The 15,864-nt window shown below is 40.3% G+C and carries 14 protein-coding genes; 7 read left to right on the forward strand and 7 right to left on the reverse strand.

The window, feature by feature from the left end; genetic code table 11:
* Positions 1 to 122: 122 nt before the first annotated feature.
* The 5 genes from NIES592_RS09815 to NIES592_RS09835 all read left to right on the forward strand — a co-directional run bounded on the left by NIES592_RS09815 (position 123) and on the right by NIES592_RS09835 (position 6,392).
* Positions 123 to 2,609 carry an endonuclease MutS2 gene (locus NIES592_RS09815; protein WP_073555642.1) on the forward strand — a complete coding sequence of 829 codons (2,487 nt, stop codon included), beginning with the start codon at positions 123 to 125 and terminating at the stop codon, positions 2,607 to 2,609.
* Between the two features lie 113 nt (positions 2,610 to 2,722).
* Complete coding sequence (locus tag NIES592_RS09820; protein WP_062248342.1) at positions 2,723 to 3,013, forward strand: hypothetical protein; 291 nt, start codon at positions 2,723 to 2,725, stop codon at positions 3,011 to 3,013.
* A 503-nt stretch (positions 3,014 to 3,516) separates the two neighbouring features.
* A complete protein-coding gene (locus tag NIES592_RS09825) occupies positions 3,517 to 4,122 on the forward strand; it encodes a DUF3038 domain-containing protein (protein WP_009456761.1) in 606 nt (201 codons plus the stop codon).
* 25 nt (positions 4,123 to 4,147) lie between these two features.
* Positions 4,148 to 5,782, forward strand: a complete 1,635-nt coding sequence (locus NIES592_RS09830; RefSeq protein ID WP_073555643.1) for a DUF4335 domain-containing protein — start codon at positions 4,148 to 4,150, stop codon at positions 5,780 to 5,782.
* A 325-nt stretch (positions 5,783 to 6,107) separates the two neighbouring features.
* Entirely contained in the window at positions 6,108 to 6,392 is a 285-nt protein-coding gene (locus tag NIES592_RS09835) for a YiaA/YiaB family inner membrane protein (protein ID WP_062248338.1), read from the forward strand.
* A 167-nt stretch (positions 6,393 to 6,559) separates the two neighbouring features.
* Here the strand turns inward: NIES592_RS09835 and NIES592_RS09840 are convergent, their stop codons facing one another.
* The 4 genes from NIES592_RS09840 to NIES592_RS09855 all read right to left on the reverse strand — a co-directional run bounded on the left by NIES592_RS09840 (position 6,560) and on the right by NIES592_RS09855 (position 9,655).
* Positions 6,560 to 7,594 (reverse strand): glycosyltransferase, encoded by a 1,035-nt coding sequence (locus NIES592_RS09840; RefSeq protein ID WP_084552270.1) that lies wholly within the window; start codon positions 7,592 to 7,594, stop codon positions 6,560 to 6,562.
* Between the two features lie 960 nt (positions 7,595 to 8,554).
* Positions 8,555 to 9,016 (reverse strand): ferredoxin, encoded by a 462-nt coding sequence (locus NIES592_RS09845; RefSeq protein WP_009456776.1) that lies wholly within the window; start codon positions 9,014 to 9,016, stop codon positions 8,555 to 8,557.
* Complete coding sequence (locus tag NIES592_RS09850) at positions 9,017 to 9,403, reverse strand: DUF1257 domain-containing protein (protein WP_073555644.1); 387 nt, start codon at positions 9,401 to 9,403, stop codon at positions 9,017 to 9,019. It lies immediately after the preceding gene.
* Positions 9,404 to 9,445: 42 nt separating this feature from the next.
* A complete protein-coding gene (locus NIES592_RS09855; protein ID WP_009456778.1) occupies positions 9,446 to 9,655 on the reverse strand; it encodes a DUF2997 domain-containing protein in 210 nt (69 codons plus the stop codon).
* 620 nt (positions 9,656 to 10,275) lie between these two features.
* On the opposite strand from NIES592_RS09855, the gene tnpB reads away from it, so the two are divergent.
* Both tnpB and bioU read left to right on the forward strand, forming a co-directional pair.
* Positions 10,276 to 11,463 carry an IS200/IS605 family element RNA-guided endonuclease TnpB gene (tnpB, locus tag NIES592_RS09860; protein ID WP_073555645.1) on the forward strand — a complete coding sequence of 396 codons (1,188 nt, stop codon included), beginning with the start codon at positions 10,276 to 10,278 and terminating at the stop codon, positions 11,461 to 11,463.
* Between the two features lie 31 nt (positions 11,464 to 11,494).
* Positions 11,495 to 12,517, forward strand: coding sequence for a (S)-8-amino-7-oxononanoate synthase BioU (bioU, locus tag NIES592_RS09865; RefSeq protein WP_062248331.1), 1,023 nt, complete (start codon positions 11,495 to 11,497; stop codon positions 12,515 to 12,517).
* A 150-nt stretch (positions 12,518 to 12,667) separates the two neighbouring features.
* Here the strand turns inward: bioU and NIES592_RS09870 are convergent, their stop codons facing one another.
* From NIES592_RS09870 to NIES592_RS09880, 3 genes are all read right to left on the reverse strand, one after another.
* A complete protein-coding gene (locus NIES592_RS09870; RefSeq protein WP_073555646.1) occupies positions 12,668 to 13,216 on the reverse strand; it encodes a hypothetical protein in 549 nt (182 codons plus the stop codon).
* A 94-nt stretch (positions 13,217 to 13,310) separates the two neighbouring features.
* Complete coding sequence (locus NIES592_RS09875; protein WP_073555647.1) at positions 13,311 to 14,531, reverse strand: type II secretion system F family protein; 1,221 nt, start codon at positions 14,529 to 14,531, stop codon at positions 13,311 to 13,313.
* Positions 14,532 to 14,648: 117 nt separating this feature from the next.
* The gene (locus NIES592_RS09880; protein ID WP_073555648.1) at positions 14,649 to 15,776 is read right to left on the reverse strand and encodes a type IV pilus twitching motility protein PilT; all 1,128 of its coding nucleotides are present in this window, start codon (positions 15,774 to 15,776) and stop codon (positions 14,649 to 14,651) included.
* Between the last annotated feature and the right edge of the window lie 88 nt (positions 15,777 to 15,864).

A 15,864-nucleotide genomic window follows, 5' to 3' on the forward strand; every position in this document is an offset into this window, starting at 1 on the left:
GATGCTATACGGAAATTTCACCCTGCCAGAGTGAGCCGTGGAGGGTTTTGTATTGCTACGATAAATTTCAGATTATTTAAATCAGATATTAATCAATTATTAAAACAGTACATATCAAAGCCTTGATTCAATCTGAAACCCTAGAACTACTCGAATGGCATCGCCTCTGCCAGCATCTATCGACCTTTGCGGCTACTAAACTGGGGGCGATCGCAGCGCGCGATTTGACTCCGCCTGGCTCTCAAGTTGAGAGTGAGTATTTGTTGACGCAAACTAAAGAAGTGTATGAACTCGAAAGTCGCCTCACTACAGGACTTTCGTTTGAAGGAATTCAAGATATTGGTGATTCTCTAGAAAGGGCAGAACTACAAGGAGTTCTGGCAGGTGAAGAACTCCTGGCTATTGCTACCACTCTGGCGGGAAGCAGAAATTTACGTCGGATCATCGATAATCAGCCAGATTTGCCCATTCTCACAGAACTAGTGGCTGAGTTAAGAACTTATCCAGAACTAGAACAGGAAATTCATCGTTGTATTGACGAACGAGGACAAGTAAGCGATCGCGCTAGCCAAAAACTTGCTGACATTCGTACAGAATTGCGGAAATTACGTAACCAAATTACACAAAAATTACATAATATTATCCAAGTAAAATCCAATGCAGTTCAGGAACAAATTATTACCCAACGAGGCGATCGCTATGTAATTCCTGTGAAAGCGCCGCAAAAAGATGCAATTCCCGGCATAGTTCATGATACTTCTGCTAGCGGTGCAACGCTCTATATAGAACCAAATTCTATTGTTCCCTTGGGTAATCAACTGCGGCAGTTAGTTAGAACAGAACAAGCAGAAGAAGAGGCTATTCGTCGCGCCTTAACTGAACAAGTGGCAGAAGTAAAACCTGATTTGGAAAAATTACTTGCCATTACTACTACTCTAGATTTAGCAACTGCCAAAGCACGTTATAGTTTCTGGCTACAAGCCAATCCACCCCGTTTTATCAATCGCCAAACAAACGAGTACATTACCCTACGGCAATTACGGCATCCGTTGTTAGTATGGCAGCAACAACACGAACAAGGACAAGCAGTAGTTCCTGTAGATTTACTGATTCAACCAGAAATTAAAGTAGTAACTATTACTGGTCCAAACACAGGTGGTAAAACAGTAACTTTAAAAACCTTAGGTTTAGCAGCCCTAATGGCAAAAGTCGGTTTATTTGTTCCTGCCCGTGAACCAGTAGAATTACCTTGGTTTGACCAGGTATTGGCAGATATAGGTGATGAACAATCACTACAACAAAATTTGTCTACATTTTCTGGGCATATCCGCCGTATTATTCGGATTTTGGAGGCGATAGATAAGCCACTTGATGGGGAACTCGGGGCCCCCACAACCGACAGGGAGTGGGGATTAGGAGCAATGGGGAGATTGGGAGATGGGAAGAAAGATTGCACCCCACCACCCCATCAAAGTTTTGCCCTAGTACTCCTCGATGAAGTCGGCGCAGGCACAGATCCCGCTGAAGGTAGTGCCTTAGCGATCGCCTTATTACGGTATCTGGCAGATCATGCCCAGTTAACTATGGCAACTACTCACTTTGGTGAACTCAAAGCGTTGAAATATCAAGATGAACGGTTTGAAAACGCCTCGGTAGAATTTGATGAAGCCACCCTTTCGCCTACTTACCGTCTACTGTGGGGGATTCCTGGACGTTCTAACGCTTTGGCAATTGCCCGACGCTTGGGGTTAAAAGCAGAAGTTATTGAACAGGCAAAAACTAATCTGGGAGGATCAACAGACGAACTTAACCAGGTAATTGCTGGGTTGGAAGCGCAACGCCGCCGCCAAGAAACCAAAGCTGCACAAGCACAAGATTTGTTGCAGCAAGCTGAGCGTTTATACAAAGAAGTCTCCGCAAAAGCCGCAAATTTACAGGAAAGAGAACAAACTTTGCGTGCTTCCCAAGAAATAGCGGTACAGCAAGCGATCGCTCAAGCTAGAAGCGAAATTGCTCAAGTCATTCGCCGCTTGCAGCAAGGTACACCCACTGCCCAAGATGCCCAACAAGCCACAAATGCTTTGCATCAAATTGCCGAAAAATTTATACCCCAACCACCACCAAAACCGAAACAAGGATACATTCCCAAAGAAGGCGATCGCATCCGAATTCCCAAATTAGGGCAAACAGCAGAAGTTTTGACTGCACCCGATGAGGATGGTGAATTGACCGTCCGGTTTGGGATTATGAAAATGACAGTCAAACTGGAAGATGTGGAATCTCTGGATGGAAAAAAAGCTGAACCAGTAGCGAAAGCAAAACCAGCCCCAGCAGCAACACCAGTTACTCCAACCCAACCAGCCCCAGCAATTCGCACATCTAAAAATACAGTAGATATACGTGGGCGTAGAGTTGCAGATGCCGAACTTGTTTTAGATAAAGCAATTTCCGAAGCAACAGGGCCAATCTGGATTATTCACGGACACGGTACTGGTAAACTGCGCCAAGGTGTTCATGCCTTTTTGCGGCAACACCCCAGAGTTAGTCGTTACGAAGCAGCAGAACAATCTGATGGTGGTACTGGTGTGACTGTGGCATATGTGGACTGAATTGCTTAATAAAATTTTTGTATAAATTTGCCGCAGTAATCATCTAGAGACGCTATTCATTGCGTCTCATTTTTATTTTTATACTATCATCAGTATTTCTGCATTGAGGCTACATGTCAACGAATAATAGCGCTACCGATTTCTTTGAGTTAGATTTTCATGAAGCAATCAAACAGTTTATTTGGATTCAGCCTTACATTGTAGAAGTCGCCAATGAACTGAATTTAGTTGAAATTTTTCGAGATTTAATAGTAGAAGTTGTATTTGCTGATGCAAAAGCATACTTTCATATGTTGGATGCAATTCAACCATCTGGTGTATCAGCTGCAATCAAAATTCCTTATCAGATTTTTCGCCGAGTTCCCCTCTCCTTGGTAAGGAGAGGGGTGCCAAAGGCGGGGTGAGGTAATATCTATGAATGCAACTCGGTATGAGAATTTATCCTCTGCCTTTCCTGATCAAAAATTCTTAATTACTACGTAAACAAAACAATAATTTTTTCTTAGATACTGCTTGTTGAAATATGGACAATTATGTATTCTTTGGTTGTTAAGTTAAAGTAGTCAGATAGACAATTAATCAGGAATCAGGAGTAAATATCTATCTAAAGGAAGATTTATTTATTTTGTATAAAGCATCAGTTTAATCAGAAAATAGTTAAACACAAGGTTGGTGCAATCAGCAGACAAAACGTCATTAAAAGCGCTTGTACTTTATCCCAAATCGCTTTTCGTCATAGAGTAAGACAAAGACCACTGCTGTTTACCCAACCATCTCAATTCTCAAAAACGCCCAACAGCTTGCTGTAGGCTACTTTTTATTCATAGCTTTAGGAAACTAATATTTGCTCGTAAAAGTCTGGTTTCAAAATGGGTAACAGCAACAGCCCCTACTAGCCCGATCACCTATGCTAAAAGTTATGCACTCTGCCGCTAATTCACCCACTCCTACTCCTCAGTGGGAGGATTTAATAAAGCTTCCAGCCCCAAACACAACTCAATGGGAAAATATTAAAACCCAATTAGATTTGGTGCTGTTGGCATTAGAAACATTGACTGGCATTGGCTCCGAGGCAATGCTTTCAGCGGCAATTAATCTAAATTTAGAGTCCAGAGTGCCAGACCGTGTAGCGCTGTGGCGGCTGCGCCAGTCTAATCCGCTACGCAAAGGTCAAGGAGGGCGAAAAAAGCTCGATGTTGAAGAAGCGCGAGCGCTTGTTCTCATTATTTGTTATCTTGCCAAACAGCATCAAGAATTGATTCGTCGTGCTGTTGGCTTGTTAGAACAGATGGCGGAAAATAACCGCGAACCTCATCAGGCTGCTTTATTAGGAGATTATATCGATGCTTTCTGCAACACTTACCAAGAACGGATGGAGGAAGACTCGACGATCTCCACGGATGAACTTACCCACCTGGCTTTAAAACTGCTGATAGATCTTCTTTTTTATAGTGGTCCTGGTGGACATCGCCGCCTCTGGCTAGCACTTATAGACCGTTCAACGAAATTTTGAAAATGTCCTGCTTGCAGTTCCTGCCATGCCTGTAACAAATTCTGTCATCCGTCGTTACACACCACCCACTTGCACGCTAGAAGTATTGGCACAAAGCTCATCTCTATCTCGTTGGGTGGGAAAGGGAAGATCTGTTCTCAAGGATCTACGCTTTGAGTTAAGCTTTGACGATCCACGACTCAGCGAAGAACAGAAGATCGTTATTCGGGGCGATCGCGATCAACTAGAAGCTTTGTGTGCAGCAGTCACAAACTACGTGCAGGAATTCCTTCAAATGTCCCCTGAAAGTTTTTGGGCAAACTTCTCAAAACCAGAGGACTCAACTAATGCACCAGATGAACCAGAATCACAAGAACCATTACAAAATCCAGCTTCTACCGAAACATTAAATTCTTTTAATAATCCAATACCAGAAACAGAAATACACATCAAACCAAACAGCCATTTAACTCATAATTTGTTTCTCGGTTCTTTAGGATACCAAGCATCTCAGCCTGTTGTTCAACTGAATTTGCTACAGTTATTTGATTTGGCAACAGCCTTAGATCAATACTCTGACGATATACTTGCCCTACCTAATCTCTATCAAGGGCGATCGCGTTTTGCTATTCCTGGTTGGGTGCCTGCGGTAGCAGTACTAGTATTAGCTATTGGTTTAGTACCCTTTACTTACGATAAATTTGTGACTCAGAGTAAGCAAAAACCTACTGCTACTGAAGATAAACTTGCCTTAGAACCATCACCTTTAGCTTCGCCCACACCTGCAATCACCCCCACAGATCAACTACCTCCCCTACCCTTCGGTTCTAATAGTTTGTCAATACCTGGTTCCACCTTAGCTTCACCTACCCCAATCTCTCCCCAAGCCCAAGGATTTCCTACAGCGCCCATATTACCTAGCGCACCTTCTCAAGCAGTTCCCCCTTCTGCCTCTACATCGACATTCCCCCCACCTTCCCAATCATCTTCCGGGAACAACGTATTCCCCACAGTTCCACCAGAAGCCAAACTTTCCACCACAACCGTACCACGGACATTAACAAATCCTGGGCAACAAATTCGTATTCAACCCAATCCTTCACAACAGAACAGCACCGCCTCTCGTTCTAATAGTGGAGTTGTTGCCCAAAATGGCAATATTTCATTAAATTCACCAAATTCATCCACTACAGAATCTAGCCTACCTTCTACTCTGCCTGCTATTCCACCGACTGTTGCTACCGCACCCAATAACCGCAGTAGCACTCTCAACCAAAAAAATCAATTACCAACTAATAACTCAGTTGATGCAGAAGATACTTCCCAATTAATTGAGAGATTACGAAAGGATAATAATTCTAACCAAGTCGCGACTAGAAACAGCAATCCTTTATTTGACGCAACTGCTCAAGTGTCCGAAGCTGGAAAAGTTTTAACAAGGCGCTGGCAGCCACCTTCTGGCTTCAACCAAACACTAGAATATAGTTTGGTTGTGGGTGTTGATGGCACTATTGAACGTATTTTTCCTTTAGGAAAAGCTTCAAGAATATATATTGATCGCACAGGAATGCCTTTAGTTGGTGATCCTTTTATTTCTCCCAATCGTAATGGGCAAACTGTGACTATTAGAGCTGTTTACAGTCCTGATGGCAAGGTAAAAACTTTTGAAGAGAGGGATTAAATCAGTGAACGGTAAACACTTATCAGTTAACGCCGATATAGCAGACAACCGTTCCTGAGTGATGAATCCCTTATAACTGGTAACTGATAACTGATAACTGATCAATATTCCTTCTGTGCCAGTTACCAAACTGTGACAAAAAAATGAAGCTGAAAAGTTAAAGGGTAAAGATTAAAGGATGAAGATCATGTCCTTTTTCTTTGCCCTTTAACCTTTAGCAATAACACTATTTAAGTCCAGTTATCAAACTGTCTTTTTAAAATATTCCCATCACAATACCGCTCATTACAATGACAATTAGTTAGTCCTTTCAAAGGTTAGGTACATGCAAACACTAGGACCACAGCAAAAAGAAAGTGCAGCTTGGATTTTTCAAACATGGGCTGCTTTTTTGCTTGCCATTTCTATGACTACCGTCGGTATTATTAACTTACCCGTAGATAACTGGGTGAAAGGTTTTATGGGTATGGGTATGACTTTTTCAATAGGTTCTAGTTTTTCTTTGGCGAAAACCATGAGGGATTTACATGAATCCAAAAAGCTGACAGCCAGGATAGATGAAGCGAAAGTAGAAAGGCTGCTTGCTCAACATGATACTTTAACTAAATGAGCGATATATTTAATTATTTTCTCAGCCTCTAATTAATTTAGAGCCAATTTATTGGAAAAAACTCTGCGTACCTTTGCGCAGCCTTTGCGCCTTTTTGCGTTTAAAATATTAGTTTAGGTGTGGTATAGCTAAAAATCTAATTAACTATACCTTCACACCTGAAAAACTTATCCTACAGCTTTGACTAATGATATACTTTTCAGTTTGCTTAACCAGTCTTTAACAAAGCCTTTTAACTTAAGTTCTGTGTGGAGTTGCCACTCAAAGAAAGGAGCAAAACCCAAAGATAGTGCTACAATTCGCAGCCGTAATAGAGGCGAATCACCCAATTGTTTTAATAAAGCTACAAGTTCTGCTCGTTCTTCTTGATTAAAAATAGGTAGAAAACAATAGGCTGAATGTATGATTGCCATCTTCCGTCTCTGTTTATCTAGCACTTTTACATCCCAGCCCCGCCGTTGAAAAGCTGGTAAAAAACTCTCTTCAAAAATCCGAATATATCCTCTCAATTGCAAATGCTTACGCTTGGAACGTGTTTTCTGCACATCAGTCCAAACGCGATATTTTGCTAGCACTTCATCTGCATAAACATTCCCGTAGCCAACATCTGCGATTCTCACAGATAAATCATAATCCTCAACATATTCAGGCCGATTTTCGTAATATCTTAATTCTTGGAGTGCCTTAGTTCTAAACATGATAATGTTTGCTGCCACTCTATAGCCAGAAACCGCTGCCATTAGTGCTTCATCAGAGTTTTGAAACTCTTTTTTTCTGACAACTCGTCCTATTGAACGATTCTTCCCATGCTCATCAATTTCTTGAATAGCGGTATGAGCATAACCAGCTTCTGGATATTTTTGTAACAGTGAGACTAGTTTCTCCACATAATTTGGCATTAAAGCATCATCTGAGTCCAAACGTACGATAAAGTCAGTTTTTGGCTGACTCATCAACCAAGTATTGTTGCCAGCAATACCTAAGTTCTTGGGTTGCCGATAGTAACGTACTTGGGGAAACTGCTGACATAACTGTTCCATCACCTGAGGGGTTTCGTCAGTACTGCCATCGTCTGAAACCCATACTTCCACATTTGGATAAGTTTGACAACAAGCACTACTTACAGATTGAATCAAGTATTGGGCTTGGTTATAAGTGGGAATACATACGGCAACTGAGGGGAATTTTGGCATTGAGGTCATAATTAAATCTAGTCCTACAACTGAAAATAGTTTTTTGTTGTATTACGCTGAAGAGCAGCAACAAAGTTAAGTCATTACCAATTAAGTTTCAGTACTGATTGCAGAGATAAAGTTTGTCTTACTACATTTTTGCTGGTGCAAAGTTTTATGACTTTATCTTTGTGAGGTCAACTAAACTGTTGTCTTATGCTTCCTTCTGGCAAATAAGCGCCACCACACTAGGCGACTTTCAATATTTTTCCAGCCACTTTTACTGGGTAAATTTTTCCAGGGATGGTGAAAAATAAGACTTTATCCCTAATTTTTGATAAGCTCTTGATTACACTGATTGAGTTATTGCATTGATAAAGTATTTACACTCCACGGAGCTAAATTAAGCATTAACTAAAACTTTAGATGGTTAATTTAGGTAGATATATAGAATAGATGTCTCTTGTGCTGTGTAGAATCTCTCTCCAGCAATATTGAAGAGAATAGTTTCATTACTACTTTTTACGGCTACAGAGAGAGGCATTCAAACCATATACTCAGGGTGGAGTCAAACCGCCAGGAATTCTCACAGCAGGGACACTCTGAAGCACAAGATCATATTCAATGAAAAGATTACCCCCTAGCAGTGCTTGCTGGATGTGAGCCAGGAAGATAGATTTAGTTGAACCTAGCTTGAACATAAGGGTATCCTCTGAGATTTTGTTTCAGAGTTGCGCTACCATTCGCACATACTCACAATCTTACAACTAAATATTTTTTCGTGAAGCATTAATTAAAAATCTTAAAGCAAGAAAATCTAAATCACACTAGTTCTAAGGTGATTTAACAATAATTTCATGATTTTTATACTGAATCTTTATAAAAAGACTATGAAGCAACCAAGCCAAAAAACCAAAAATTTAACTAAAAAAACAAAAAGGCTGGTAAATCCAGCCCTACCTCCTCTTAATATTTTGGAACCAGTTGTTTTTAATAGCGAGATTTTTTTTGTTTTGATTTTAGCTTTTTGCGTCGTCGCTCAGCAGCTGCAACTGCACCTTCCACAGGATAACCCACCACAGGTATGACCTGATATTTACGTTCCTCTTCTAAACGTTTTAGTTCGGTATAATCAGTCCAGTGGATACAGTCAACAGGGCAAGTGTCTATTGCCTCTTGAATTACTTCCTCTGGATCCCCATCTTGACGTATAGCGCGCGATCGCCCATAATCAGGTTCTATATAAAAAGTATTACGGGCAACAAAGGCGCAGTGTTTACAGCCAATACAGGTGATTTCATCAACATACACACCTTTTTGGCGTAGCATACCCCCTAATTCCGGCTCTAGACCGGAACGTTCTGGGGCATCCCGCAAAAAGCCGCCTAATTCTGGTTCTAGTCCGGAGCGGTTATTTTCCTTCTCTTCCAGCGACGGCAAAAAATCAGACATTTACGCACTCCAGCGTTGTACTACCAGGCGAATGGAACCATCTTCATTTTTTTGTTGTTCAGCAACTTGAAAGCCTGCACGTGCTGTCTCTTTTACTACTGTATGATAAGCATAGCGCTGTGTTACCTGGCGTAAGAATCCCTCTACAGACAAGTCTTGTTGCCAATACTGTAAGTCAGCTACCAATTCGTATTCTTTACCATTCCATTTGAAACCAATATCATAGCCATTATCTTGCTCGATAGTAATCTCGGCACTGTGAGTCTGACCACGATAGCCACGCACTTCACGCGGGCCTTTTTTCCAGTCTATACCCAAGTCAGAGAGAGCATCTTGCAAAGATTCAAGATTACGAATTTGGGTTTTAATTTGGCTAAAGTGTGACATGGCGGTTATGAATCGACTAAACTAAATGTTCGGTTTGCAAATTTACCAATCGCTATAAGCGGTTTGGGTGTTCACCACTCCAGATTGCTGCACCTTGGCGGCGAAGAATTCTGAGGTTGGCTCTTGACTAAGCACTAGTCCCAACTGTGCTTCTATAGCCGCTGTCACTTCGGCACAGGAATTACCCACGATACCAGTGACTTTTTCCTGTACCCGACCATCTGGATAAATGATGAATTCTAATGTCTCCATGCTTTTGGCCAACCACAAATAGTACGCTTGGATTGTACTGCTCTAGCAAGTGGCTAAAAATGTAGCTTCAGGGAACAGCATTTTTCCTTAGCTACAAAATTAGCCATTTGTTAACTAATGTTCCATCTCTCAAAATATATATCTCAGAAAATTTACAAAAATTATTAGTCTTATTAGTCAACACATCTATTACATGTAAGTTTCTCTTAACCTGATCGAGAAGTCAAGCTCAAAATTTAACTAGTAATAAAATTGTATAAAGCCTAGAAAAGCAGTGCTAGACGTAGTAGAGCCAGCAAAATCAGCTAAAAAGCTATGGTTTTTATTGAAAATATTTATCATTATGATTAGTTTTGTCTAGGTTAAATGACAGCGTGCGATCGCATTAACTACGAAGTCCTCCAGATTGAGGATTCAAATGATCAATGAAATGTCTCCTAATCTATATGCCTACTGACACAACCGAATAACCCAGCATCATAAATCAAGATAAAATTTCTCATTCTTTGCGGGAAGACTCCGTGCGAAACGGAGTGGAGCTTGGTTCGGGATAGCAAAGCCCGGATTTTTAGCACTTAACCAATTGACCAAAATTGGATAAGTACTGTATAGTAAGCGCAATGGGAAATAAAGCTTATAAATTTCGACTGTATCCGAACAAAGAGCAATCAGCATTTTTGGCAAAATGTTTTGGTTGTTCAAGGTTTGTTTACAACCACTTTTTAAGGCTGACAACAGATGTCTATGCAGAGTCTAAAAAATCTCTGCGTTATAAGGAGTGGGCAAAGTTATTAACTAATTTGAAGTCTGAATTTGAATGGCTCAAAGAGGTTAATTCCCAATCGCTACAGCAAACCCTTAAAGATTTAGAGTCAGCATTTGTTGGATTTTTCAAAAAATTAGGAGAATTCCCAAACTTTAAAAAGAAAAGTAATCGACAATCATTTAGAGTACCACAGCACTTTTTGATAGATAATGCTGGATTTCTGAGACTTCCTAAGATGACGCCTATTAAGATGGTGATTCATCGGCAGATATTAGGAACACCTAAAAATGTAACAATATCTAAAACGCCATCTGGAAAATATTACGCATCAATAGTTACTGAGCAAGATATTCTGATTGCGCCTTTGAACGGTAACAAGATAGGTCTTGACTTAGGATTAAAAGAATTCGCGATTACTTCATCTGGTGAGAAGTTTGAAAACCCTAAATACTTTCGCGCATCTTTACGCCGACTCAAAATAAGGCAAAGGAGATTAAGTAGAAAACAAAAAGCTTCTAATAATCGCAATCAAGCTAGATTAACAGTAGCTAAGATTCACGAAAAAGTAGCTAATCAACGGCAAGATTACCAGCACAAAATAAGTCTGAAGCTGACTTCTGAAAACCAAAGAATCTCAGCCGAAAGTCTTATGATTAAAGGAATGATCAAAAACCGTAAGTTAGCAAAACACATTAGTGATATAGCTTGGGGAAATTTCCTCACAATGTTGGAGTACAAAGGAGATATCTACGGTTGTGAAATTCATTACGTAGATAGGTTTTTTCCCAGTTCTAAAAGATGTTCTAAATGTGGCTACATCAAACAAGATTTAACACTTGCTATTCGTGAATGGCAATGTCCAGAATGCAAGAGTTTTTGGGACAGAGATATTAACGCTGCCCTTAACCTAATACTGTTCTCTGAATCAAAAATACCCTTGGAAGAAGGGAAATCTACGCCTGATCAGCTAGTTGAAAGACTAGGCATGAACCGGGATACTGGTTCAGGACAGGAAGCCCCTTGTGTAGCGCAGCGAAACTAGGGGTACTTCACTTAACTCAGCTAATTAACTTATGAATACAAACCAAGTAATGGGTTCTACCAATTTTTCTAAAGCAATACGTATTGGAGTACTGGGTTTTGGTGGACTAGGGCAGGCTGCTGCTAAAGTCCTTGCCCCCAAACGAGAAATGATTTTAGTAGCGGCAGCAGACAATAAAGGTTATGCTTACGCTACCGAGGGTTTAAATGCCCAAGACTGCATTGCCACATATCAGTCTCAGGGTTCAGTAGGTTATTTAGAACCGTTTGGCACATTAAGCAATCGTAGTATTCAGGAATTATTAGAAAGCAATCAGCCTGTAGATGGATATTTCTTAGCTTTACCAAACTTACCCAATGATTTTATTCCAACTGTCGTCAAGCAATTTATTAATTCTGGTTGGCGTGGGGTATTAGTAGATGCCATTAAACGCACAAGTGCAGTAGAACAGCTAATAGCCCTGAAAGAAGAACTACAAGCCGCAGGTATTACCTACATGACAGGATGCGGGGCGACACCAGGACTATTAACAGCAGCAGCAGCGATCGCAGCCCAAAGCTACGCTGAAATTCATCGAGTAGAAATTACCTTTGGAGTAGGTATTGCAAACTGGGAAGCTTACCGCGCCACTATCCGCGAAGATATTGCCCATATGCCTGGTTATAACGTAGAAACAGCCAGAGCGATGACAGATGCAGAAGTAGAAGCACTTTTGGATAAAACTAATGGTGTGTTGACATTAGAAAATATGGAACACGCCGACGACGTGATGTTAGAGTTAGCAGGGATTTGTTCGCGCGATCGCGTTACTGTGGGTGGTGTAGTTGATACCAGAAATCCCAAAAAGCCCCTCAGCACCAACGTCAAGGTAACAGGACGCACCTTTGAAGGTAAAATTTCCACCCATACCTTCACATTAGGAGATGAGACTAGCATGGCCGCAAACGTTTGTGGCCCAGCCTTTGGTTATCTCAAAGCAGGAATAAACCTATATCAACGCGGTATCCACGGGATATTCACTGCTGCCGAGATTATGCCGCAATTTGTGAAATAGGTTTGTAGTAAGCACTTTAGTGTTTAGAATTTGAGCGGCTAGAGCCGCTCACTACAAACCTTTAAATGTTTTATTTTGTTGTTACCATTTAGCATATCCATTGCAACAATTTCTCTGACTGCTAACGGTTTAAACCCTTAGGGACACGACCTAATCCCCGATCCCCAATTCCTCTTCTTCCTCATCCAAAATTAATTCCGGTGTTTGCACCACAAACGGTAAATCAGCACCTAATATACCCCGCTTGATCCGCTCAAGTGTCTCTGGAAAAACCACAAACAGAGGATATATAGTATTTGTCCCCTCACTTAAAATATGTTGGTAGCGGGGGGACATTAACCATTCATAATCTTGATCCAAACAAACTTGTGTTTGTCGCCAGCGTCCCAAAAAATCTGAAAAGTCCTCATGGGGACGATGAATAAAAACAATAATTTCGCTACCTGTTTTGATTTTCCATTCAGGATCACACATTAAAACAGCTATATCGCAGGGTAGAGAAATAGTCTTACCCGCAGTTGTTGCTTCCCTACGCAAACGCACAATTGGCAAAGGAATGGTAATGATGCTTTCGTCTGGACGACGCAGGCTAGGAATCATTTCCAAGTATGGACGATGTTGCTTGAGTAAAGCGATCGCACCAATATTATTACTGTACTCGGCTAAACTAGTTTCATAATGTGATTTTTTGAGGATCATGATCAATATAAAGAATGATAAATTATTATTTTTAGTTTGGAATTAAGGATGAAAAAATCATGTTAATCTTTCATCCTTTATCCTTTATTTTCTATTAGCCCAGCTTTTCAAACACCTTGAACAAAGGTAAATACATCGACATCAAAATAGTACCAACCATTCCACCCAAAACTACAATCATAATTGGTTCTAAAACACTAGTCAGTGCTTTCACTGCTTGTTCTACTTCATCTTCATAGAAATCAGCTATTTTCATCAACATGCCATCTAATTCACCAGTTTCCTCACCAATACTGATCATTTGAATTGCCATAGGAGGAAAAACTTGCTCTTTTTGTAAGGCAATGCTAATCATACCTCCTTGTTGAATTTCTGCACGTGCTGCATCAATAGCATTAGAAACTACTTGATTACCTGAAGTATCTCGGACAATTTCTAAAGAAGTGAGAATTGGCACACCTGAACGAGTCAAAGCCCCAAAAGTACGACTAAAACGGGCAACAGATGACTTTTGGATTAAGTCACCAAATAACGGCATTTTCAGGGAAAGACGATCAATAGTTTCCTTACCAACACGAGTTTTATAGTACTGCTTGTAAGCAAATGCTACTGCTATCAAAAATCCAATAAACACAAAAATTCGCCAACTTCGCAGAACTTCACTACAAAACATCATGAATTGAGTCAAGGGTGGTAATTCTGTTCCTAGTTCCTCAAAAATTTTGGCAAAGATAGGAATCAGAAAAACCGTCATCCCCACAAAAATAGCGATCGCGATAATACTAACAGCAACTGGGTAAGCAAGTGCTGATTTAATTTGGTTTTGTAAACGGGCAACATCTTCTAGTAACTTAGCTAAGCGATTTAGGACTTCATCTAGAACACCACCAACCTCGCCAGCCTGAATCATACTGACATATAAACCATCAAAACAATCAGGATGCTTACGCATTGCTTCTGAAAGGTTTACCCCATTTTGGACTTCACTACTAATATCCAAGAGGGATTGTTTAAGTTTAGGATTAGTACATTGCTCAGACAGTACTCCTAAACTTCTAACTATGGCTACTCCTGCATTCACCAAAGCAGCAAATTGACGAGAAAAAACAGCTTTGTCTTTAACAGAAACTTTGACTAATGATGTTTGAAACTTTTTCAGATCAAAGTCTGCAAAACCTTGAGATTTTTTCAAGTCTTGGACAACAAATCCTTGCTGTCTAAGAGTAGTACGTGCTTCTACTAAGTTCTCAGCAACAATTTTTTCTTTTTTGGATTTGCCTTGTGCATCGCGAACACGGGCAACGAATGTAGGCATGAACTTCCTCTATCCGTATGAAAGTTAATAATTTAGTTGTTGGTTATTAGTTGTTAGTTGTTTGAGAAATACTGAAACATTCAAGCAATAATGAACTATCAACTAATAACAAAATTTTTAATGTGCTTTTACAGTTCCAGCAGTACCGACTTTTCCAGCAGCAGGTGGTGCAGCAGGGCCAATAAGACGTTGCACTTCATCTGGCTTAGAAGTTTTAGACATTGCTGCTTCAAAAGAAATAGTTCCCGCTTTATATAAATCAGCTAAAACCTTCTCCAGAGTTTGCATACCTAATTTACCACCTGTCTGAATAGATGAGTAAATTTGTGCTGTTTTGCCTTCACGAATTAAGTTAGAAATAGCCGGAGTAACTATCATTATTTCCTGTGCCATTACCCGACCAAATTCACCAGGTTTAGGATTCTTTTTCGGAACTAAAGTTTGGCTAAATACCGCAACTAACGAGTTAGATAACTGTACCCTTACCTGAGTTTGTTTTTCATGGGGAAAAACGTCAATAATTCGGTCAACAGTTTGTGCTGCCGAACTAGTATGTAAAGTACCAAATACTAAGTGACCAGTTTCAGCAGCAGAAATAGCTAAGGAAATAGTTTCTAAGTCCCGCATTTCTCCTACCAGAATAATATCTGGATCTTCTCTAAGAGCAGCTTTCAAAGCATTAGCAAAACTCTTTGTATCTTCACCCAATTGCCTTTGATGAATCAGACTTTTAATTGGTTCATAAACAAACTCTATCGGATCTTCTACTGTCAAAATATGTTCTGCCCGTGTGCGGTTAATTAAATCAATCATTGCCGCTAGAGTAGTTGTTTTCCCAGAACCAGTAGGACCTGTCACTAGAATTAATCCTCTGGGCTTTTCCGACATTTCTCTGACTACATCGGGCAAACCTAATTTATCAAAATTAGGTATTTTAGAACTTAATGCCCGCAAACAAGCTGCATAAGAACCGCGTTCTTTATAAACATTGACGCGGAAACGTGCTAATCCCTTGACACCATAAGAGCAATCTAATTCCCAGTTTTGCTCTAATGTTTTGCGTTGGGAGTTATTGAGCATACTAAAAATCAACCTTTGACACTGATCCCCAGACAAAGGCTCTTCGCCAATGGGCGTCAGTTTGCCACTGATGCGAAAATAAGGGGGCAAACCAGCGGATAAATGCATATCCGAACCACCCATTTCAATCATTTGCTCCATTAAATCTTCAATCATCATTTCCATGGTTTTTTCCTTTGCTATTTGTTGATTGTTATTTGTTGATTGTTAGTGGTTAGTGGTTAGTTGTTTTCAAATGACCAATGACTATCGA

This window comes from Fischerella major NIES-592, from assembly GCF_001904645.1.
Classification (GTDB): Bacteria; Cyanobacteriota; Cyanobacteriia; order Cyanobacteriales; family Nostocaceae; genus Fischerella; species Fischerella thermalis.